The organism is Gardnerella piotii, from assembly GCF_049815665.1.
In the GTDB taxonomy this organism is placed as follows: domain Bacteria; phylum Actinomycetota; class Actinomycetes; order Actinomycetales; family Bifidobacteriaceae; genus Bifidobacterium; species Bifidobacterium piotii.
In genome coordinates this window covers 746,139-769,831 of sequence record NZ_CP187450.1, presented here as the reverse complement: position 1 = coordinate 769,831, position 23,693 = coordinate 746,139, and the positions used below count along the sequence as shown (strand labels likewise).

16 protein-coding genes are annotated in these 23,693 nt (G+C 39.6%); 5 read left to right on the top strand and 11 right to left on the bottom strand.

Annotation, left to right across the window (positions count from 1 at the left end):
• The first annotated feature begins 33 nt into the window (after nt 1–33).
• Nucleotides 34–315, top strand: coding sequence for an HU family DNA-binding protein (locus ACPEIW_RS03205; protein ID WP_004112617.1), 282 nt, complete (start codon nt 34–36; stop codon nt 313–315).
• Nucleotides 316–417: 102 nt separating this feature from the next.
• Here ACPEIW_RS03205 and ACPEIW_RS03200 read toward each other — a convergent pair whose 3' ends face one another.
• From ACPEIW_RS03200 to ACPEIW_RS03165, 8 genes are all read right to left on the bottom strand, one after another.
• Nucleotides 418–828: a Fur family transcriptional regulator gene (locus tag ACPEIW_RS03200; RefSeq protein WP_016840232.1), complete on the bottom strand. Its 411-nt coding sequence runs from the start codon at nt 826–828 to the stop codon at nt 418–420.
• 26 nt (nt 829–854) lie between these two features.
• Nucleotides 855–2,027 carry a 5-(carboxyamino)imidazole ribonucleotide synthase gene (gene purK, locus ACPEIW_RS03195; RefSeq protein ID WP_425663013.1) on the bottom strand — a complete coding sequence of 391 codons (1,173 nt, stop codon included), beginning with the start codon at nt 2,025–2,027 and terminating at the stop codon, nt 855–857.
• The gene (purE, locus tag ACPEIW_RS03190; RefSeq protein ID WP_410294377.1) at nt 2,011–2,475 is read right to left on the bottom strand and encodes a 5-(carboxyamino)imidazole ribonucleotide mutase; all 465 of its coding nucleotides are present in this window, start codon (nt 2,473–2,475) and stop codon (nt 2,011–2,013) included. The genes purK and purE overlap by 17 nt, the downstream gene beginning before the upstream one ends.
• 178 nt (nt 2,476–2,653) lie before the next feature.
• The gene (locus ACPEIW_RS03185) at nt 2,654–3,295 is read right to left on the bottom strand and encodes an ABC transporter ATP-binding protein (protein WP_016801475.1); all 642 of its coding nucleotides are present in this window, start codon (nt 3,293–3,295) and stop codon (nt 2,654–2,656) included.
• A 166-nt stretch (nt 3,296–3,461) separates the two neighbouring features.
• Nucleotides 3,462–4,826, bottom strand: a complete 1,365-nt coding sequence (locus ACPEIW_RS03180; protein WP_016801476.1) for an ABC transporter permease — start codon at nt 4,824–4,826, stop codon at nt 3,462–3,464.
• 42 nt (nt 4,827–4,868) lie between these two features.
• Entirely contained in the window at nt 4,869–6,239 is a 1,371-nt protein-coding gene (locus tag ACPEIW_RS03175) for an ABC transporter permease (protein WP_016801477.1), read from the bottom strand.
• 502 nt (nt 6,240–6,741) lie between these two features.
• Entirely contained in the window at nt 6,742–10,566 is a 3,825-nt protein-coding gene (locus ACPEIW_RS03170; RefSeq protein WP_425663010.1) for a BspA family leucine-rich repeat surface protein, read from the bottom strand.
• Complete coding sequence (locus tag ACPEIW_RS03165; RefSeq protein ID WP_425664344.1) at nt 10,517–10,768, bottom strand: hypothetical protein; 252 nt, start codon at nt 10,766–10,768, stop codon at nt 10,517–10,519. The genes ACPEIW_RS03170 and ACPEIW_RS03165 overlap by 50 nt, the downstream gene beginning before the upstream one ends.
• Before the next feature lie 657 nt (nt 10,769–11,425).
• On the opposite strand from ACPEIW_RS03165, the gene ACPEIW_RS03160 reads away from it, so the two are divergent.
• The 4 genes from ACPEIW_RS03160 to ACPEIW_RS03145 all read left to right on the top strand — a co-directional run bounded on the left by ACPEIW_RS03160 (nt 11,426) and on the right by ACPEIW_RS03145 (nt 16,232).
• Nucleotides 11,426–13,912, top strand: coding sequence for an InlB B-repeat-containing protein (locus ACPEIW_RS03160; protein WP_425664342.1), 2,487 nt, complete (start codon nt 11,426–11,428; stop codon nt 13,910–13,912).
• A gap of 340 nt (nt 13,913–14,252) precedes the next feature.
• Nucleotides 14,253–15,566: an ATP-binding protein gene (locus ACPEIW_RS03155; RefSeq protein ID WP_425664340.1), complete on the top strand. Its 1,314-nt coding sequence runs from the start codon at nt 14,253–14,255 to the stop codon at nt 15,564–15,566.
• A 58-nt stretch (nt 15,567–15,624) separates the two neighbouring features.
• Nucleotides 15,625–15,954, top strand: a complete 330-nt coding sequence (locus ACPEIW_RS03150) for a type II toxin-antitoxin system RelB/DinJ family antitoxin (protein ID WP_016784609.1) — start codon at nt 15,625–15,627, stop codon at nt 15,952–15,954.
• The gene (locus ACPEIW_RS03145) at nt 15,951–16,232 is read left to right on the top strand and encodes a type II toxin-antitoxin system YafQ family toxin (RefSeq protein ID WP_425664338.1); all 282 of its coding nucleotides are present in this window, start codon (nt 15,951–15,953) and stop codon (nt 16,230–16,232) included. The genes ACPEIW_RS03150 and ACPEIW_RS03145 overlap by 4 nt, the downstream gene beginning before the upstream one ends.
• Nucleotides 16,233–16,388: 156 nt before the next feature.
• Here the strand turns inward: ACPEIW_RS03145 and ACPEIW_RS03140 are convergent, their stop codons facing one another.
• The 3 genes from ACPEIW_RS03140 to ACPEIW_RS03130 form a co-directional block, all read right to left on the bottom strand.
• Nucleotides 16,389–18,917 (bottom strand): BspA family leucine-rich repeat surface protein, encoded by a 2,529-nt coding sequence (locus ACPEIW_RS03140; RefSeq protein WP_425664336.1) that lies wholly within the window; start codon nt 18,915–18,917, stop codon nt 16,389–16,391.
• Nucleotides 18,918–19,209: 292 nt separating this feature from the next.
• Complete coding sequence (locus ACPEIW_RS03135) at nt 19,210–22,872, bottom strand: G5 domain-containing protein (protein WP_425664334.1); 3,663 nt, start codon at nt 22,870–22,872, stop codon at nt 19,210–19,212.
• A 328-nt stretch (nt 22,873–23,200) separates the two neighbouring features.
• Complete coding sequence (locus ACPEIW_RS03130) at nt 23,201–23,656, bottom strand: tripartite tricarboxylate transporter TctB family protein (protein WP_425664332.1); 456 nt, start codon at nt 23,654–23,656, stop codon at nt 23,201–23,203.
• Between the last annotated feature and the right edge of the window lie 37 nt (nt 23,657–23,693).

Here is a 23,693-nt window from a genome sequence, read left to right as displayed (position 1 = left end):
GAAGAGAAGGCCCCTAACACAAAGGATGCTTGTATGGCATACAACAAGTCTGATCTCGTTTCGAAGATTGCTCAGAAGTCCAACCTTACCAAGGCACAGGCCGAGGCCGCTGTCAACGCATTCCAGGATGTGTTCGTTGAGGCTTTGCAGTCTGGCGAAGGATTGAAGCTCACTGGTCTGTTCTCTGCAGAGCGCGTAAAGCGCGCAGAGCGCACTGGCCGCAACCCACGTACTGGCGAAACCATTAAGATTCCTGCATCTTACGGTGTTAGAATCTCCGCTGGTTCTTTGCTTAAGAAGGCTGTTACTGAGTAAGTTGAACCTTTAAGCGTAGACTTACAAGAACGAGGAACATTCCCAAAGTTGGATTTGTTCCTCGTTCTTTTGTTTTATGCGCTGTGTTTTATGCGCTCTAACTCAGTGCTCTAGTTTCTCACTATTGCAATCTTTGCAAAGCCCAAACACTTCCAAAGTGTGGTCTATAACCGTGTATCCGTGAGATTCAGCAATCTTATGAATCCAACCTTCGTCATCTGGAGGCTCTATGTCTACAGTTTTGCCACACTTTTCGCACACAAGATGATGATGATGCGTGTTCTCGTCGCAAATCCTAAAAAGCTGCTGACCGTTAAAACGCACAGTATCAACATCTCCGCTTTGTGCAAGCGTATTAAGCTGGCGATAAACGGTGGCCAAACCAATGATTTCCCCATCTTCTACAAGCGCGCGATGCAAATTTTGAGCAGAAACAAAATTACGCGAAGCTTTTAAATGCTCAAGAACTGTTTCTTTTTGCTTAGTGTTTCTGCGTATTGGCTCACCAACCATTATTTAACCTTTCGCAACAAAAACTTTTAATCAAGCTCGTCATCCCAACAACCTGTAGAGTCTAACACATTGGCTTCCTCAACAGGATTATTGCAAAGAACAGTAATATGGCCCATTTTGCGATTCTTACGGACCTGTGCCTTGCCGTAGTCGTGAACATGCCATTCTGGATGCTCCGCAATAAGCGCGCGAGTAGGTGCAACATGCTGACCTAAAACATTAACCATAACAGCAGCAGAAAGTAGCTTAGGCTCTTTTAGTGGCCATCCAGCAATACCGCGAACATGAGCTTCAAACTGATCCATATCGCAAGCTTCAATCGTGTAATGCCCCGAATTATGCGGGCGCGGCGCAAGCTCATTTACTACTACGCGATTATCTTTAGTAATAAACAGCTCAATTCCAAGCGTTCCAGCAAGCTTAAAGCCTTGAGCCAATCTAAGCGCTAAGCTATGCGCAGCTTCTTGAACCTTAGCATCAACATTTGCTGGAGCCAAAGTCATGTGCAAAATGCTATTGTGATGCACGTTTTTTACAAGCGGATAAGTCACAAATTCGCTTCCATTTCCCGAAACAAGAATTGATGCTTCAAAAGCAAAGTCAACAAAACCTTCGAGAATAGAAGGCGGCATCTCTTGGCCATTTTCTACGCGATTACGAACATTATTAACGTCTTCTTTAGTGCGCAAAACGTCTTGACCGTGGCCGTCGTAACCACCTCTGCGCGTTTTAAGAATTGCAGGCAGACCTATTTCTTCGATTGCTTTATCTAAATCGTCTAAATTGTTGACTTCACACCATTTAGCAGTTTCAATACCGTGATTGTTAATAAAGCTTTTCTCAAAAACACGGTCTTGCGTAACTCGCAATAAGTCGGTTCCTTGAGGAACTGCAACCAAATCGCGCACACTATCTAAAGCATCTGCGTTTACGTTTTCAAATTCGTACGTAAGCACATCGCAACTTTTAGCAAGCTTTTTTAAAGCTTCCAAATCATCATACTCAGCTTCAACTTGAAAATCCGCAACTTGGAACACTGGGCAATTATGCGCTGGATCTAAAACGCCGATTTTAAAGCCCATTCTTCTAGCAGCAATCGCCATCATGCGACCAAGCTGACCGCCGCCTATAATTCCAATAGTTGCCCCTGGCATTAAGCACTTTACAGCACCATCAGTAGCTTCACATAAGCTCGGCATTAGATTCCTCAACCTTCTTTTTTAATTCTTTACGGTAATCTTCAAGTTCTTTTTCTAGGCGACTATCTGTTGTGCTAAGCATGCTTACAGCAAGCAAGCCAGCATTCGTAGCGCCAGAATTGCCAACGGCGGTTGTTGCAACTGGAATTCCGCCAGGCATTTGCACTATAGAAAGCAAAGAATCCCAGCCCGAAAGAGCATGGGATTTTACAGGAACACCAACAACTGGAAGCGTTGTTTGAGCAGCAATCATACCTGGCAAGTGTGCAGCTCCACCAGCGCCAGCAATAATCACGCGAAAACCGTTTTTTCTAGCACTATGCGCAAAATCTGCCATAAGTTCTGGAGTGCGATGTGCAGAAATAACTTGCTTAATATACGGCACTCTAAATTTTTCTAAGATTTCGCATGCGTGACGCATTGTTTCCCAATCGCTAGAAGAGCCCATAACAACTGCCACAACAGGTTTTGAATCTAAAATATCTGCCACAACAACCTCCCGTATATGCGTAAATACGCAGCTTATGCGCAAAGTTTATACGCAAGTTTTACTTTACGCATAAGCACGGAAAAATGGCTAATAATTAGTGTTTTATTAGTGATTTACTGGTGTTTTATTATCTTCTTTATTGCTTCTTTATTAGCTGCTTATTTTTAAGAACATATTTTACGTCTGCAGCATCCGCAACATCGCTAGAATGCGTTACAACAATCACGCATTTTCCGCGCTTATGAGCGGCATCTTTTAAGATTGCTATAACTTCTTGAGTTGTGTTTGGATCCAAGCTACCTGTTGGCTCGTCGGCAAGAATAACAGGCGCAGAAGATACAAGCGCTCGCGCAATAGCTACGCGCTGCTGCTGGCCTCCTGAAAGCTTTGTTATATTTCTAGTGGACTCGTCTTCGCTAAGACCCAGCTCTTTAAGAATTGTAGAATCCGCCTTTGGGCTAACAAGACGCAAGTTTTCTACAGGAGTCAAATAGTCGATTAGATTAAAACTCTGGAAAACTAAAGAAACATTGTTCTTACGATGATTAGCATAACCACCATTCTTTGAAATATCTTGCCCGTTAAACAATACTGTTCCGCTTGTTGGCGAGTCTAAACCAGCTAGAAGAGATAACATGGTAGATTTTCCAGCTCCAGATGGCCCCGTTATGCTGTAGATTTTTCCAGCTTCAAAATCTGCATTAACATTTTTAAGAACCGCAATATTAGTTGCTCCATAAGAGTAATCAACGTTGTTTAGTTTTAATAAAGTTGTCATAATAAACTCCAATATTCTATTAATCTGTGTTTCTATTAATCTATATTTTTATGAATCTGTGTTATAAATTTATCTATTATTTTTATGATTATTTTGGCCTATGTATATATTCCGCGCACTAATCGCAAGCGCTATATGCATACAAAATACGCCACTTTAATCTCCTCTAACTAATTGAGCTGAGTATAGAACGCGGCTTTTTAAACATTATTGGCGCAAGAGCAATGCATAGAGATACAAACGCTATAGCGAATCCTATAAGAATAGCAAACGCTGTTTGGCTAGTTAGCAAAGGCTGATTTGATGAGTACGTAATTGCACCATTTGCAACATTTGCTAATAGCATTGATCCAACACTAGACGATATTGCACCACTAATCGCAGTAGACATCAGCGAGCAGAAGGCTGTTATTATAAAAACTTCTATAATCATTTGCAAAGCTATAACACGTTTTTCTACACCAATTGCCATTAAAACGCCAACTTCGTAAATCCTTCCTCGTACCCAAAATACAAGAACTAAGCCAAGAATTATTACTGCAACAATCGCAAGGCAAAATAGAATCATAAACACTAATTGCCTAACTGTTTTTACAGATTGAAGAACAGAGGCAAATCTTTGCGCATTATTTTCTACAGAAAGCATGCCATTGCCATAGTTTTTAGCGATTTTATTGGCTTCTTTTAAAGCTTTTTCTAGATTATTTGGATTTTGCATAACGCACTTTATAGAACTGCGATTTTTACTTCCAAACAAGTAAAGAGCGGATTCTAAATCAGTTATTACGCGATTTTCGGAAGAATCGGAAGGAAGCGCACCTTTTGTTTGCATCTTGCCAGAAAAAATGCCAACAACCTTAAGATTAACGCTTTTGCTGCCTTGTTTTAGAGTTAAAACAGACCCGAGTTTAAGATTATTTTGTTTAGCAAAGCTCTTGTGAATTATTGCAGATTTCGCGCGCTTAGAGTCGCCAGCAACCGAAGAATCAATATGGCTGCCTTCATCAAGCTTATATAATCCTTCTTGGAATCCCTGCGCTAACTGTGATTTAGTTGTTCCCGTTATTGAAACAAGCGAGAACATTTCATCATTGTCTAAACGCGGACCATTTATTGGCGCTACAATTTTAGCGTTAACAGGATTTGCTAAAACATCTTTTTCTTCTGCAATGGTTTTTACTCCACTAATCTTTTTAAATTTTGCAATAAGACTTTCGGGAATTCCCTCGTTTTTTTGCAAATCTTGAGGAATATCTTGCTGCGATTGCTTAGAAGAATCGCTGACGGAGTCACTGGAAGAATCGCCAGCAGAATCAGACTCTGGCAAAGTCTGCCCTTGCGTTTTTGCGTAAACGCTAAAGCCTAAGCCAATGCTGGAAGTTATTTGATTCTCTAGATTTTTTACGCAAGAAATAACACTCGCTTGGCAAATAAGCGCGCTAAGAACAACCGTAATAATCAACGCTAAAATAGCGCTACGCCTTGGTTTTCTAACTATAGCAAGCCAAGATCTTTTTATAATTTGAGTCATTTTACCACCTACTTTTGCACGTCAACTACTTTTGCATGCCAACTACTTTTGCATGCCAAGCAAATCTCTAGGAGACTTTCGCAAAATAGGAAGATAAGACAACGCAACCGCAACAATAATAATCATTAGAACCATTAATGACGATTGAATTAAGCAATCTAAGCTAACTTGAACAGCAATCTTATCTAAAGTTCTAGTGGCCATGCTTGATTCCAAGTTTCCTCCAGCTTGACCCATTGAGCTAAGCTGCTGCGCGGCGGAATTTTTTACCGAACCTAATGCGCAGTCGCTAAACCATGGAGATATTGCGCTAGCAAAACCATAGCCTATTGCAATGGCTGGAATCGCAAGTAACACAAGCTCAAAAAGCTGCTGCAACACAAGGGAAGCTTTTCCAACGCCAATGGAAGTTAAAACTCCAATTTCTTTTCTACGCTCATTAATCCAAAGAATAAGAACCAATCCAAGAGCTACAACAGCAAACGCGCTTACTGCAATAACCGTTATGTTCATCATGGATTTTACGCCTTTTGCTGCGCCAATCATGCCTTGTACAAACTGGTCATCTCTAGTAATCTGATAGTTTTGCAAATCAATCGGCAGCTTAGACGCTTCTTCAATCACAGAATCTGCGTCCACTCCTTTTTTAACCTTAAAACTTGCGTCCTGGTATATCTCTTTTCCAGGCTTATATTTGTAAAGCTCTCTGGTTGTTCTTAAATCTGTATACACAGTGTTTGCAGTTAATTCTGCACGCGTTGCAACTGGACGATTGTTAGCTCCGCCGTAAATTCCAACTATGCGTGTTTTTACTTGCTCCGTAGAATGGTTAAGGTTATCGGCGTCGAAAGGGTTTGCTTTAAGAGTTAGCGAATCGCCTAATTTTAAGCCATTTAGTTTTGCTAAATCTTCGTGGATTAAGGATGCATGCTCATCTGATTCGCGCAAAGCCCTTCCTTTAACCATGTGAATTGATTTTGTTTTGAACGCATTTAAGCCCTTAGAAGAGTTTGTTCCTTCTAGGTTTACAGCATTGCCAAATTGCTTTTCTCTGCGCGCATCGTAGTCTTGAACACCTTTGATTCTCGCTGCTTTTGCATCAACCAAATCGGCTGTAACATTTTGACGCAAAACATACGAATCAACGTTTTTTAGTGACGCGATTTTTTTAACATCACTTGGTTTAACGGTTCCCGCTCCCCTAGGAGTTCCAGGATTTACTTGCGGATTATTTGCTAAAACAAAACTAGATTCTGCTTGTTCTTCTACCTTTTTTCCTTCTTTTTCTGCAGCAATTGCAACTGCAGAAGATGCTAGCAAAAGCGTTGAAATCAAAGCTAGTATTACAAACACGATTGCTGTTTTTACTCTTTTTCTCAAAACGTAGCGTATTGCGCGAGAAATAAATGTCATTGACTACCATCCTCATCGAACACTTGTAGTTAAATCGTAGTTATTCAATCATTAATATCAGTACTAAGTACAAGCCGCACGAATAATACAAAATCGTATAAGCCACAAAATCGTATAAGCCATACAGCAAGTACAATCACGTAGCCTATATTATTTACCCTTATAAAACACTGTGAATAATCTGTTTATTATCTTCAAAAATCTTAGAAAATTTTATGAAAATTACTGATTTTCAATGAAAAATATATGACATGTTGTTATAATCATTTGAAATAATTTATGTGACTAAATGTTAATGAAAGAAAATTTATTAATCGATTAGCAAGTTTTACAACTTGAGACTTTACAGTCAAAAAAATTTATTTTGCATGATTTGACGAGGATTTGCATGGATAAAGGCACATACAACAACAATTAAGGCGAGCACATTGCGTTACCAAAGTGCCCGCCTTAGTTTATTTATGAGATTTATGTTCTGCGATTAACTGCGGTTGGTTTTGCCTTAGTCTTCGTTTTCATTTTTGTTTTCGTCTTTATTCTTCTTCTTTTTCTTGCCAAACAAGATAAAGAATAAGAATCCGCCAACAATCGCAGCAAAAGCCGCAAGAGCACCAACAATAGACGCAATCAAACCAATGTTTGAAGAGTTTGATGCATGCTGTGCAGAATCACTAGCAGAATCTTTTGCAGAATTCTTAGAATCTTTTGCAGAGTCTTTTGAATCCTTAGAATCTTTAGCAGAATCATCAGAATCAGAGTGATCCTTAGAAGAATCATTAGAAGAATCAGAGTCATTCGACTTAGCGGAATTGCTTGAATTAGATCCACTTCCACCCAAGTTTAAGCCACTTGCACCCGTGGAACCACCATTGCGATTGCGATTATTGTTCGAACCATTGGCATTATTGCCATTGTTTACAGTGCCACCGTTTCCGTTACCATCGTTCTTGGTGTTATCGTTACCAGTGCCATTACCCGAACCATTGGCATTATTTCCATTATTCGAACCATTACCTGGATTATTATTCGGATTATTACCTGGCGTATTCCCAGAACCGTTGTCCGGATTATTGTTTGGATTATTATCTGTGTTATTATCCGGATTATTTCCAGGATTATCGCCCGAACCATTGTCTGGGTTATCGTCTGGGTTATTGTCGCCAGGATTCAATCCGCCGCCTGGAGTATCTCCGCCAGGCTGCGGTGTTGGAGTTGGATTCGAATCTGGAGTTGGAGTTGTATTCTTTGTGTATATTGCATACACAGTAGTATTCTCCTTCACAGCAGTATCAGCAGTAAACTTAGAGCCACTGCCGTCTGCTTGTGTATTCCACTCTTTGAATGTAAAGCCATCTTTAGCAGGAGCATTTGGCATAGTAACGTCTGTTAAAACAGCATCACTTGTTACGATTGTTTCACCCTTAAGATCGGCAATTCTCTTACCAGCTTCAACGCTAAGAGTTGAAACAGTAGAATCACCATTCTTAAACGTTACTTTATGCGCCTCTTTAATTGTATAGGTTTGGAACAGCTCCGAAAGCTTTGATGTCGAGGAAAGTTCGCTAGAAGCAACAGCTATATAGTCAGTTGAAAGGCTTGAATTTTTTTCAATGCCACTTTTAATAACTGAAGGAATATAGTGCTTTACAATCTCAAAAGGATCAGATGACGGTTTACTGCCTTCACCATTAATACGAGAATCAAGAACTGCTGGCGTATGAAGTATAATTTCCTTGTCTAAATACTTTATCGTGACTGGTTTTTCATAGTACTTCGTACCTTTCATACCACTTAGCAACATATTATTATCTGTTAAGAAAAGACATTTGTACGTCTTATTGCCACTAGCGTCATTTTCATCAGAAAGAAGATTTGTTGTAAAATTTTGACTTCTTTTATAACTTCGTGCATCAGTGGTAAATGACCAATTGTTAGCAATTACAACACCATTAAAATTCTTAAACATACTTTTATTGTTAAAAGATGCCACACCTCTTAATAGTTGTGGCACACCCTGTCTAGTTTCATTATCAAATTTTTTATTACTAAAATCTAATATAAAGTTCTCACTGCCTGCGGATTCAAACATTGACTGAAGGAATATGAGTGAATTCGTATTCCACGCATTGGAAGTGTTATCTGGCATAGTGTTTAGTTTGATGCTTCCAGTTAAACCAGTGCAGCGTGCAAACATCTCATACACACTTTCAAGATTGCTAGTATCCCATTTTGCTAACGGCATAATACTTTTTAGATTCTTACAATCTGAAAACATTTCTCCCATGTGCTTTACATTAGATGTTTTCCAATTGCTAATAGCTTCAATAGACTCCAAGTTTTCACATCTAGCAAACAAACCATTCATATTCTCAACTTTGTTTGTTTTCCAACTAGACAATGCGCTAATATTTTCCAAATTCTCACAACCTGGAACAATTGTATTCTGATCATAATCAGAATAATAATATCCTGCAAACATGCCACTCATAGTAGTAACGTTGCCAGTATTCCACTTAGACAACGCTGAAATATTCGATAGATTCTTGCAGCCAAAAAACAGGTAAGACATATCTTTAACGTTCTCAGTATGCCAGTTAGACAACGCTGAAATATCATTAAGCTCTTGGAAGCCAGATTTTTTTAATATAGTGTAACCACCATCAGAGTAGCTATAACAATACCAACTAAACATGCCACACATGTTAGTTAAGCTGACCGTATTCCAGTTCTCTATACCCTTTAAACTCTTGATATTTTTGCAGCCACTAAACATGTACGACATATCAGTAACATTCTTAGTATCCCACTTAGATAATGGCTCAAGACTCGTTAACTTTTCACAACTGCTAATAAAGATTATAGTTACAGACATTCCCTTACCTGAATATCCTGCAAACATTCCCTTCATAGTGGTAACGTTGCCAGTATTCCACTTCTCTAAACCATTCAAATTTTCGAGATTTGTGCAGCCACTAAACATGTACGACATATCAGCAACATTCTTAGTATCCCAACCAGATAATGATTTAAGACTTGTTAACTTTTCACAACCATCGATTTTAAGTTGTTTATCAGAATCTACCTGACCAGCGAACAATCCCTTCATAACAGTAACGTTGCCAGTATTCCACTTACTTAAACCATCCAAATTCTCGAGGTTTTTGCAGCCACTAAACATGTACGACATATCAGCAACATTCTTAGTATCCCAATTAGATAATGGTTCAAGACTTTTTAATTTTTCACAACCAGAAATGTTTGAATCCTCATCATGACACATCTGACCAGCAAACATGAATGATATATTCTTTAGGTTGCCAGTATTCCACTTCTCTAAACCCTTCAAATTTTCGAGATTTGTGCAGCCACTAAACATGTACGACATGTTAGTAACGTTCTTAGTGTCCCAGTTAGATAATGGCTCAAGACTCGTTAACTTTTCACAACCATCGATTTTAAGTTGCTTACCAGCACCTACCTGACCCGAAAACATCCCCTTCATAGTGGTAACGTTGCCAGTATTCCACTTCTCTAAACCCTTCAAATTTTCGAGATTTGTGCAGCCACTAAACATGTACGACATGTTAGTAACGTTCTTAGTGTCCCAGTTAGATAATGGCTCAAGACTCGTTAACTTTTCACAACCGTATGTAATACCTCCGTATTCGCCTATCCGACCACTAAACATGTACGACATGTTAGTAACGTTCCCAGTATTCCACTTACGCAAATCATCTAAATTTTTGATGTTTTTGCAACCACTAAACATGTACGACATGTTAGTAACGTTGCTTACATTCCAATCTTTCAATGCTGAAATATCAGACAAACTCTCGCAAATACTAAACATATGCGACATGTTCTTAACGTTGCTCACATTCCACTTTTTCAACTCTGAAATATCAGACAACATATGGAAACAATCAAAAATGGACGATATATCAGTAACGTTGCTTACATCAAAGTCGCCAATATTTCCAAGAGATGCAATATAAGTTTCACTAAACAAACCAGCAATACTGCCATAGCCATATACTTTGCCATCAAATTTTAGAGTGGCACCATATTCATCACCGCTTGCAATCTTATTATGAAGAGTTTCAAATTCTTCTGGCTTAAGGTCGGCGCTGATAATGCCTTCGGCGGCGCCATTTTTTGGCTTGATTACAAGGTATTTAACATTATCTATTGTTTGAATTTTAGCCTCGCAGCCAGGCATGCTCTTTGCTTTTTCTTCACTGATACTAGTATCTGGAGCAGTGGGAACAGCAGAACGCTCAGAAGCCTGACCCCCCCGTAACGGAATTAGCCTTCTTAGCGACTCCATCAGCAGACGATTTAACAACACTAGAAGAAGAAGCAACACTAGAAGAAGCAACAGCACTAGAAGCAGTAGAAGCGTTGGCAACGACTCCCCCAGTTATAGCCAACGCGGTTGCGCAAAAACCAGCACTTATAGGCACAAAAACACTACGATTACGAACACTATGATTGCTAACACTACGGATATGCTTACTACTCTTCTTCATAATAATCCTTCTCCACAGTACAAAATGCTCACAAATGCGCACACAAAAAATGCATACAAGCAAATGCAAGCACAAAACTCTATTCATAAAACACTAATATTTTACACCCAAACGCATAAACACAACATACTATCCGCGCAAAAAGCAACAAAATACAACAAAAACCGTAAGAACAAGCCAAACAACAATACACAAAAACAACTAAGGCGAGCACGTTGCATTACCAAAGTACTCGCCTTAATTTATTTTTAGGATTTATGCGCTGCGATTAACTTGCGATTAATAACAACAAACTTCTCAATCATTCTCTTTCAGCGCAATCTTTCAACGCAAGTTCTATAAGCTTATTCGCGAAATCAGCCTTTGCTAGATTTTGTACTTTCATCTCCCCAAGCTATTGTTTCATCCATTTTGCCCCCCCCCAATACATTTTTTATAGAATATAAATCATTGCAAGGCATACAACACAAGGCATACAAGAATAAAGAACTTATAAACTATTGCATAAATAAACGCTGAGATGATAGACTATTGGTTCGTATTGTAGTTGGGCACATCTATACGGAGAGAAGTCAATCAATGAAACACGGGCATACTATTTTATTTTTGAAACGAAAATTTCTAACCTCTTTCCTAATTTTTGCCTTGGGGGGGGGGTTGTTCGCATCTTCGTTAACTGCATTTTCCAAAGCATCGTTTGCAAACACCAATAGCAATATTCAAAATAATCAAGAAACTCAAGACATTCCTGGGCCATTCTACGGTGGATTAAACGTTAATAGCCCACTGTTAGAAGTTGGAAAATATGCTTCTCTTCAAATCAGCGCAAAAAATTCGTCAGGCACTGCCGTAGATGTAAGCAGCAATGATGCTACTAATTATTCAGGCACGCTTACTCTAGATATTCCGTTCAATAAGGTGCTTAATAAAGCAACTGAGCAACAAATGGAATCTTGCAAAAATGAATTCACTGATAAGTTAAAAGAATCTTGTAAAAATGAAAAAGCTAAGCTTGATTTTAGCTACTCGCTATCTTTGCCTGAACCTATTGAATGGCAAGAAAATGCAAGCGTTGAGAATAACTCTTCACTTGTTGAATCAGCGAGCGCAAAAATCTCTTCTCTTCATAAAAATACAATCAAGCTTATTGCTCATTTAAAAGAAAACACGTGGGAAGATTTATCTAATTCTAAGAATTCAGGAACTGTAAAGCTAACGGCTCATTTTTCGTTTACAAAAATCTCACTTGAACAAGTTCAAAATAGAAACATTACTGGTACTGGCATTTTTAATCTGTACAGAAAAGATAAAGATAGTGGGAAATGGGTACCTGGATTTGGCTTCACTTATATTACTCATGAGCTGAACATTCCACTTCTTGGCGGTGAACGTACAATAAGTGATCCTCTTGATGCAGATAAGCAAGATTATAATCAGCTTATTTACAGCAATGATTTAATAAAAGACAATAAAAACAAAAACATTACATCAACTGGCAAATTCGTTTTATCGGGAACTGCTCAAAAAGTTACGTACGAAGATTACAGCTCTCCTCTTATAACTAGAGATGGTCTTGAAATAAGCTCTAAGATTAGCAGCAATCCATTCAAAACCTCTTTAGAAAATGTTGAAAAATGGTTAAAAACAAAGATTAATGATGTTTCAAGAGTGTACGTATCGAACTTAAACGTATCAATCAAACTCACGTTTAAGTTGCCTAAAGAAATATCGTTATCGCCTAGTAGAGAACTTCCTGACGACCCATCAAAACACTACCCAAAGAAATATGGCGGAGTGAGAAACGACCCAACATCGCTTTTAGGTGATTATGGTGATTTTGCACTCAAAGATGTAAAAGAAGAGAATGATACTATTACAGCAACTGCATACCTAAAAGACTGGTACAGAGGCGATCAGCTAATGAGGCCATACGCCTACTCGTACGATGAGATTAAGCGTAGGATTAACAATTTAGTTAATGAGATAAATATTAAGTTTATTCCTGTATGGTTTAACACCAATGCAGAAGCTGGAAAAACCTACAAAATCGAAGGCTCAGCACAAGGCGAACTATCTGGAAAAATCAATTACGTATATAGAAGGCTTGGAGGATGTGACTCGAACAATCTAGCATGCGACTCGAACAAGCTTATACCTTTTAACGTTAAATTTGGCGAAGAAGACGTAAAAATTCCTGTAGAAGTTCCATACAAAGTTGATTTCAAGTTTGAAAGTGGAACTCCTGGGCGAACGCTGCCTGATTACATTAATGAGCAGTATGCGTTAAAGCCAATTAATGTTTATCAAGGCAAATCAATTACAATCGATAACTCTACTTTGTATACAACAGACAATTCAACATTTGAGCCTTATCCAGAAGTAGTTGGCGATGGAACTAATATGACTGGTAAGTGGATCTTTGACGAAAACGCTGGATGGAAGATTGACGGAAAGGGCAAGTCTGTTACGACTCTTAACAATGTAGATAAAAACATTACTTTAGTTGGAACGTGGAAGTTTATTCCTGTACTTAGAAAAGTAACATTCAAAGATAGAGAAAGCACTATTGCAACTGTTAAAGTAGAAGCTGGAAGGAATATTGAAGGCGACTCTTTGAAGGATCAGTCTATGCCAGTAAATCCTACTAAAGCGGGTTACACGTTTAAGGAGTGGAATACAAAAGCAGACGGAACAGGCGATAAGTTCTTAGGTACAACAGCTGTAACATCCGATATTACGGTATACGCAATTTACACTCAGGATTCCAATCCAGAGGATCCGCAAAATCCACAGGATCCACAGAATCCGAATAACAACTCTGGAAACGGCTCAATTCTCGACTTAGATAATGGCTCAGAAGATGGAAGCAATAGCCACGAAAACGCTAGCGATAAGTCGAATGTTAATAATCAAAATGCGCGCAACAATAAATCAAAATCTCTAGAATCAACTAATTCAAATCAAACTAACGATTCTGTAAATTCAAATAAAAGAGGCGTTGTAGATAAACTTGGCACTGCCATGCAAAACACACTGCCAAGAACGGGCGTAGGCAATTCTCTCGCTCTTTCAATAACGGCTATAATTACAACAATCGCGCTAATAACGCTATTAACATCGCTTATTGCAAAAAGCAAAAAATAATCTACGACCATAGCGCGCAAAATACAACACATAAAAATTAAGGCGAGCACGTTGCATTACCAAAGTGCCCGCCTCGTTTTATAGATTTTATGCTCTGCGATTAGCGCAAACGCTTAGTCAAACGACTAGCGCACAAAGACACATAAAAACAGAAACTTGCTTATGTTGCGCAGATTTCTTTTAACCCAGACGTCTAAAAGTTTTTGACGTGTGATTCAAAAACTTGCCAAAATATGAAAGTTTTTGACGTAGAATTCAAAAACTTTGAATTTTAAGCAAGTTTTTGCTAATATGGTTAAAAAGTTGGAAAAGTAGAGGAAGTGTTCAAAAGGAGCTTACGGTGATATACAATTCAGCAACACACGCGCTCATAAATCGCCCAGAATACCTAAACCAGCTTATTGAACATAAAGACGTAGACTTAGTGAAAATCGTAACTGGCATACGAAGGTGCGGAAAATCTTCCCTACTCGATCTTTTCCACAAGCATCTACTTAATTCCGGAGTAAGCGAAGACCACATAATTCACATAAATCTTGAGTCTCTTAAATATCGAAATATCACCAATTACACGGAATTGTACGATTATATAAGCAAACGCATACCATCAGACTGCATGGAAGATGGCAAATTATGCGTAACATCACAAAATGCTACCGAATCACGCAATGCCAGCAAATCCACAAAAACTTATCTTATTTTTGACGAGCTTCAAGCCGTAGAAGATTGGCAAAAAGCAGTGGAGTCTTTCCGCATTGATTTTAATGTTGACATTTACATTACAGGATCCAACGCATACTTACTTTCTAGCGAATTTTCAACACTTCTTGCAGGTCGCTATGTTGAAATCCGCATGCTGCCATTATCATTCAAAGAATTTCTGAACTTTTACAACTTCCCAACAAGCGCATCAACAGACGAAAAGTTCCAAAAATACTTGCAATTTGGCGGAATGCCCGTGCTAAGCGAGTATAAATTCAACGAGGCGCGTAGCATGCAAGCCTTGGAAGGAATATATTCAACCGTTATTTTACGAGACGTTTTACAAAGAAACGAAAAAGCAGACCAAATCGTTTTACAAAAACTTATGACTTTCTTATGCTCCACAATTGGCAGCACAACTTCACCGAACAGCATAAGCAAATCGCTTCGAGCTGAAGGAGATATTGAAAAAACCACAGTATCCGTTGCTAGCAAAACCGTTAGCGATTACATACGCATGTTAAACAACGCTTTTATTGTTTATCCAGTGCAACGCTACGATGTTCAAGGCAAAGAACTTCTAAAAACACTCGGGAAAAACTACGTTATTGACTTAGGCTTCCGTAACATGCTTTTAGGATATAGAGGAACAGATCGCGGTCACATTATAGAAAACGTTGTATTTCTTGAGCTTCTTAGACGCGATTACCGCGTTTATATTGGGAAAGTTGGCAACGCGGAAGTGGATTTTGTTGCAGAAAAACCTAACGAAAAAATATATGTTCAGGTTACCGAAAGCATGCAATCTCCAGAAACGCGCGAGCGAGAGCTAAAGCCGCTACGTGCAATCAAAGATAATTACGAAAAAATTGTGATTTCGATGGATCATGATTACATAAACTCTTACGACGGCATTAAGGCGATTAACCTTACGGACTGGCTGCTTAAATAACGTGTAAGTAAGACTAAGTAAAGCTAAGTATTATAAGCATAAAATCAAGGAGAATATTATGGCAATCAGCGCAACCTCAACAGCAACAAAAACAACAACAGCAAAGTCCGCAGCGAAAACCGCAAGCATCAACGTGCGCGTCACCAAGGATGTTAAAGCACAAGCAGAAGAACTATTCGCCAGCTTCGGCATAACTCTAAGCGATGCAATCAACATGTTCTTGCACAAATCGCTTATGGAAGAAGGTCTCCCATTCGACTTAAAGCAGCCAAAATACAACAAAGAAACAATCGCCGCATTTAAGGAATACGACTACATGAAAGCGCATCCAGAAGAATACAAGCGCTACGACGATGTTACCGAAGCATTGGAGGACGCACTAAAATGAGCTTAAAAGTCGTATTATTAAACTCATTCAAAAGAGATCTTAAACCTATGAAAAAGCGTGGCTACGACATAAAACTCTTAGATAGCGTCGTGCGAATGATTGCACAACAAGAAAAGCTTGCTGAAAGATACTGCGACCACGCACTCACAGGCAACTATTTAGGATTCCGAGAGAGTCACATAAGCGTGGATTGGTTTCTTGAGTATTGCATAGATAACGACAATATGACGCTTATACTTTCGCGCACAGGCACCCACTCCGACGTATTCAGCGAGTAAATTTTAAGAAACAACAAAGCGGAATGCAAAATAACAAGGCACAGAAAACAACAAGACACAGAAAACAACTAAGGCGAGCACATTGCGTTACCAAAGTGCCCGCCTCAATTTATTTTTAGGATTTATGCTCTGCGATTAGCCGCGGCTGATTCCGACTTAGTTTTCGCCTTCGTTTTCGTCTTCGCCTTTGTTCTTCTTCTTTTTCTTACCAAACAGAATAAAGAACAAGAGTCCACCAACAATCGCAACAAAAGCCGCAAGAGCGCCAACAATAGACGCAATCAAACCAATGTTTGAAGAGTTTGATGCACTCTTTGCAGAATCACTAGCAGAATCTTTAGTGGAGTCTTTTGCAGAATCATCGGAATCAGAGTGATCCTTAGAAGAATCCTTAGCAGAATCAGAGTCATTCGACTTAGCGGAATTGCTTGAATTAGATCCACTTCCACCCAAGTTTAAGCCACTGCCACCAGTGAAACCACCATTGTGATTGCGATTATTGTTCGAACCATTGGTGTTATTACCACCGTTTCCAGTGCCACCATTTCCGTTACCATCGTTCTTGGTGTTACCGTTACCAGTGCCATCACCCGAACCATTGGTATTGTTGCCATTATTCGAACCATTACCTGGATTATTGTTTGGATTATTACCTGGCGTATTTCCAGAACCGTTGTCCGGATTATTGTTTGGATTATTATCCGGATTGTTTCCAGGATTATCGCCCGAACCATTGTCTGGGTTATCGTCGCCAGGATTCAATCCAACGCCTGGAGTATCTCCGCCAGGCGTTGGTGTTGGTTCTGGTGTTGGTTCAGGCTCTGGATTCTTAATTTTCGATTTATCTACTTCAAGATTATAAGTTTGAAAAACATCATTTGCATTCGATATTTTCCTCGAAGCAGAATAATTTCCAGTAAGCTCTGGATAAGTTTTCTGCAACTCTTCTATCTTACTTTTAATAGTTTTATTAACAACAGAGCTCACAGCTTCGATATCATTCTTATTTTGTTCTTCATCATTATCATTACCATAAACTTCGGAACTAATATAAACTGCGGGAAGATCATCAATATCAATACTGTGACTAGTAAAACCAGTAAAAGTCAAAGTTACTTTCTTCTTGGTTTTCAACTTAAAAATAGCAGGACTAGTATCTATATTTACACCAGGCATTTTATGAATAATAATTATTGAATCATACGGATTTCCAAATATTTCTTTAATTTGATCTTCGTTTAATTTATCTAATCCAAAACCGTCTAATTCAAGCCTCCCCTGAAAATCTTTTAAGTTTTGTATAAGACTTTTTAAAAAGTCTACGTAACTATTTTCACTAATAAGATCGCCTGTAACTAAATACCCTAAATCAATATAAGGTAAATCTTTATTAAATTTCCAATTATTAAGCGCGCTAATGTCGGTTAATGTGTTGCTTCCTGCAAACATTCCGCCCATTTTCGAGACCTTGCTAACATCCCACTTTTGAACAGCATTAAGGTTTGATACACTGCTTACACCGCGGCCACAAAGTAAAGCGCTAATATTATCGAAGACATTTACACTTTGCAAACAGTTAGCAAACATTCTTTGCATATTAGTAACGCTACCTGTGTTCCAGTTTGCTACACCATTAATATTTAGTAACGATGTGCAATCCTCAAACATGTAAGACATGTCAGTTACATTACTAGTTTTCCAGTTTTGCAATCCATCCAAATTTTTGAGTTTTTTGCAATTAGAAAACATACCCTTCATATTTTTTACATTTGACGTATCCCAGCTTTTCAAAGCATCAATATTTACTAAATTCTTTCCAAAATAAAACATTCCTCCCATATCAGTAACGTTACTTACATCCCAATTACTAATAGGGTTTAAAAAAGTTGAACTTTGCTGATAACTATCAAAATCATCAAAAAAACAACTACTAAACATTGAATTCATATTAGTGACATTGCTTGTGTTCCATTTATCTAAGCTATTTAAACTATCAATGTTCTTGCACCAGCTAAACATATGCGACATATCAGTAACATTGCCCGTATTCCACTTATCCAAGCCGTTCAAACTCTCAAGACTTTTGCACCAGCTAAACATGTACGACATATCAGTAACGTTGCTTACATCAAATTTATCAATATTCCCAAGAGATGCAATGTAAGTCTCACTAAACAAACCAGAAATACTGCCATAGCCATATACATTGCCTTCAAATTCTAAAGTGGCACCATAAGTATTATCGCTTGTAAGTATATTGCGAATAGCCTCAAAATCACTTTTTTTATTTTCAAGCGAATAAGAAATAACACCTTTTTTGGCACCGTTCTTAGGCCGAATAATGAATTTATTCTCGTCTTTATTAAATACAGCCTCGCAGCCAGCCATGTTAATGGCTTCTTCTCTAGTGAGACTAGTGGCTTTAGCAGTGGGAACAGCAGAATGCTCAGAAGCCTGACCCCCCCCCGTAACAGATTTAGCCTTCTTAGCGACTCCATCAGCAGACGATTTAACAACACTAGAAGAAGCAGCAACACTAGAAGAAGCAGCAGAAGCGTTGGCCACGACTCCCCCAGTTATAGCCAACGCGGTTGCGCAAAAACCAGCACTTATAGGCACAAAAACACTACGATTGCGAACATTATGATTACTAACACTACGGATATGCTTATTACTCTTCTTCATAATAATCCTTCTCCACAGTACAAAATGCTCACAAATTACACGCAAAAAATGCGTACAAATAAATGCGAGCACAAAACTCTATGCATAAAACACTAATAATTTTACACCCAAACGCATAAACACAACATACTATCCGCGCAAAAGCAACGAAATACAACAAAAACCGCACGAATAAGACAAACAACAAGACACAGAAAACAATAAGGCGAGCACATTGTGTTACCAAAGTGCCCGCCTTAATTTATTTTTAGGATTTATGCGCTGCGATTAGCGCAAACGCTTAACCAAACAACTAGCGCAAATGCTTAGCACGCTTGCGATTTACCGCAGCTCCTGCAGAAAACATGCCAAACACTAGAGCACCAAAGGACGCAAAAGTTACGCCAGAAATACTAGATCCTGTACTTGGCAGAGCGGCAGTAGAGCGCGTACCAGCAGTTCGCGACTTAGAAGAACCCATTCTGTTTGCAACACCGCTTGCTGAGACGTTTGCGTTAACAGACGCACCATTAGAGATTCCGTTAGCAGACCCATTAGCAGATCCATTGATGGCTCCATTGGTGGCGTTTCCTCCCACACCACTACCATTGGTGTTATTAGTGTTATTGGTGTTATTGGCGTCGCCTCCGTTTCCGTCGTTATTGGTGTTTCCGTCGTTACCGCCGCCAATATTCAATTCAGGATTATCAGTCGAATCTGGCGCAACACTTCCGCCACCATTGTTGTGGTCATCATTGCCACCATTATTATCGCTGCCACTATTGTTGTCGTCACCATTCCCGTCGCTCGTGTTACCAGAACCACCAGTACCATGGTCATCTGGATTTGGGTTTGGAGCTGGTGGCGTTGGCGGAGTTGGCGGCTGCGGCTGCGGCGGAGTCACAGGATTCTTCGTATAAACCGCATACACAGTCAAATCACTATTGACAGGCGTTGTACCAGTAAACGTTGTACCTTGACCATCCTGCTGCGTATTCCAACCTTTAAACGTGTAGCCAGACTTTGTCGGATTTTCTGGCATAGATTGGCTGGTAAAACCGTCAGTTGAAATAGCCTTACCCTTTTCAACCTTAACACTTGCAACCTGCTTATCACCATCTTTGAAAGTTACCGTCTTTTGTAACTGATCAGGCGGCGTCAAAGTACCCGCTGGCATAGATGTATGCTTTTTTGGATTGGTTAATTTTCCTGTATTCGGATCAACATCGTACGTAGTAGTAATGGTCTTATCGCCCTCATGCGTAACCTGCTTATTACCAACGCGCACCACATGGCCTGTCGGATCAACCTTTTTTTCTTGAGTGCTTTCAACGTCTGCGGAAAGACCAGTAGTTTTATCCACTTTATAAGTGGTTGTAACTGTCTTGGAACCGTCTTTACCAGCAGTTTTGTCTTCTTTTGCTTCATAAGCAAGCGTATCATCCGCAATATAGGTAGTCTTAAATTTAATAACTTCAGTTTCGGTTTTAACGTTACCGACTTTGATGACTTTATCTTTAGCAGCTGTTGTTGTTTTGCTTTCGCTTGACTGAACAGTATTCGTCAGGCCCGTATTCTCATCAACTTTATAAATCGTAGTTGTGGTCTTAGTACCCTTGGCGCCTTCTGTCGTCTGCTCTTTCTTGTAATCAAGCGAGCTATCTGCCTCATACTTGGTACCAGGCTGAATCTCCTCAGTCTTAACTTCCTTATTGCCGACTTTAGTTACACCGTTTACGGCTGCCTTAATTTCGACTTTCGGTTCACCTTCAACCCATTTGCCGTTTTCCACTTTACCTGTTGGAGTTGTAATCTTCTCCCCATCTTTAGGGTCACTTTCTTTCTTCGTTTGGCCATAAGGCAGTGATTCATCGGCCACATAAGTCATTTTACCCTTTAGAACTTCAGAGACTGATGCGCCGCTTGCAATATCGGTCCACGGGCGTGACGTTACTACTGTAGGATCACTTAAAGTGCCGTCATTCGGGTTGACTTTGTAAGTCTTAGTGGTGGTTGAGCCGTCATTGTTTTGAATAACTTCCTTATTGCCGACTTGTATAACTTCGTTAACAGGCTGCGTGCACAAGCCCTTTTTCGCTTCAACTTCCGACGTTAAGCCAGTCTTAGCGTCTACCTTGTAAGTCAAAGTAACTTCTTCTTTGCCGTTTTGTCCAGCAGTTTTAGTTTCCTGTTTTTGGTAGGTAAGAGCCTCATTCCCCTCATAAGTTTTCTTGAAAGGAATGTCGCTGGTCTTTTTCTCAACATTACCGACTTTGATGACTTTATCTTTAGCAGCTGTTGTTGTTTTGCTTTCGCTTGACTGAACAGTATTCGTCAGGCCCGTATTCTCATCAACATTATAAATTGTTGTCGTGGTCTTAGTACCCTTGGTACCTTCTGTCGTCTGCTCTTTCTTGTAATCAAGTTTGTTATCAGCCTCATAAGTAGTACCAGGCTGAATCTCCTCGGTTTCAACTTTTTTATTGCCGACGCGGGCTTTACCATCTACAGCTTTTGTTATTTCTTTTTCTGATGTAGCATCTGGATCCCAAGCGCCGTCCTTCATTGCGCCAGTTATGACTTGCTTTTTACCGTCTTGAGGTTGAGTATCGTATTCAACTTTCTTGTATTCCAATTTTGGATCTGCGGTGTACGTCGTCTTAGCTTTTGTCGTTTCCTCTTTTACAAGACCAAGGTAGTAATCCTGGAAGAGTTCAATCGGCGATTTAGCATCTTTAAGATCGTGCACAGGCACAGGAATAACGTTCTCGGGCAAGTTAAGGGTAGGATTTTGATTGCGCAAGTCCTTTACAGCTTGTTTAACAGCGGCATCAATCTGCGGTCTGACGACTTGCATAGGATCATTAGAAGCAGCTTTGCTTGCATCAGGGTTACCCTTTGCGTCGATGCGGGAATCGTAGACAGCCGGAAGCTCAAGCTCTACCGACTTCTCAGCGCCATTTGTCTTGTAAATGACTTTGACTTTTTTGTAGAACTTGTACTTTGCAGTCTTATTCTTTTCAAGAATCGTCGGGTTATCGGTAATCAGCAAATGCCAGCTTGGACCAGTGTATGCAGAACCATTCCAGTGCGTAAGAATAGAACTTGTACTATTCATCAAGTTTTGAATTGGATTGACCGTACCATTCGGATCCTTCACCGTCCAATTATTGGCAATCAAAATACCACCGAAGGAATTGAACATGTTCGTAACATCAGCAGAATTCTTAAAGTTTTTATTGCTAAAGTCGAGTACAAAGTTGTCGTTGCCAACGCCAGAGAACATTAAATTAAGCTTATCTGTATTGGACACATTCCACCTGGAAAGGTCAAGCTTGCCTTCAAGCTGACTTGCCAAGTTAAACATCTTTTCCATACTCTCTACGTTAGACGTATCCCAATTCTCTACGCCCTTTATGTAGTGCAGATGATCAGCAGTCTTATTATAATTTTGCATAAAGAACTTCGCTAAATTCTTGGCAAATTTAATATTCAGGTTATCCGTAATATTAATGGTTTTGACGTGGACTTGGTAAAACAATGTATCGTTTGCAGTAGCATCTGTAGAATCGTAAATATACACGCGTTTATCGAAGCGTACTGGCACTTCATCACTGTCACCTTTAAAGATAAGTACTTGTCTTATTGCTTCAAAATCGGCTTTTTTATTGTCAAGCGAATAGGAAATAACGCCCTCGTTTGCCCCATTCTTAGGGCGAATCACAAATTCATGCTTTGCTGAATCAAAGTAGGCCTCGCAGCCTTCCATTTTCTTGGCTTCTTCCTCAGATAAAGTCTCGCGCACAGGCGGAAGATCTGAATCCGAACTGCTACTTTCTGTTGCAGCAAAAGCTTGAGAAGGTGAAACTGCCAAAACAGCAACGTTTGAAGCAACGCAACCAGATACAGCTAACACAGTTGCGCAAAAACTGGCACTTAGAGGCGCAAGAATACTACGTTTTTTAGCGTTTTCCATAACAATTCCTCTCAACAAAAAACAATAAAAGCGCGTATACAAAACCACCAATTCTCTCTGCACATGCACTCTAAACAGCTCTATAGCATACCCCCCCCCCCAATACATTTATAGCTTTAAAACCACTTTGCGAATTAGGTGAATATACTGAAAAAGCAAGATACAAACAACAAGACACAGAAAAACAACAATGCACACAAATAACTAAGGCGAGCACATTGTGTTACCAAAGTGCCCGCCTTAATTTATTAAATTATTAAAAACAGTTTTATCTATCTATAAACACACATAAATCGACCTAAATACGCTTAAATCGACATAAATACACTTAAATCGCGGTGCCATGCTCGTCTAGGCGCGGATTTTGCTTAGAGTTGCTAAAGCTAAAGAACAGCCCAAACACGCCCAAAGCAAATAACACAGCAATCGTTACAACAAGCACCATTGGTTGGCTCGGCAGCCACATAATCACCAAGAACGCAAACGCAGAAAGCAAAAGCACAGCCCAAGAGCACACGCCAATAACCTTGCGAACAGCATTCCACGTATCGTCTCCAGCCTGAGCGTGCTTAATATTTTGCTCCATCTTACTCTGGCTTTGCGTAACACTAGAAGATGGCTTCCATCCATCAACGCCATTTTCTTGAAGTCTTCTTGAATGTTCTTGCAAATTGTACTCGTCAATCATTCCACCGCGACCGCGACCATTCGTCTGATCGTATTGAGATGGGATTCCCCTACGACTCTGCCTGGCTTTTGCTCTACGCTCCTTGCGGTTTGCCATGACTGATTCCTTTCTGAATTGAATTTTCACACAATAC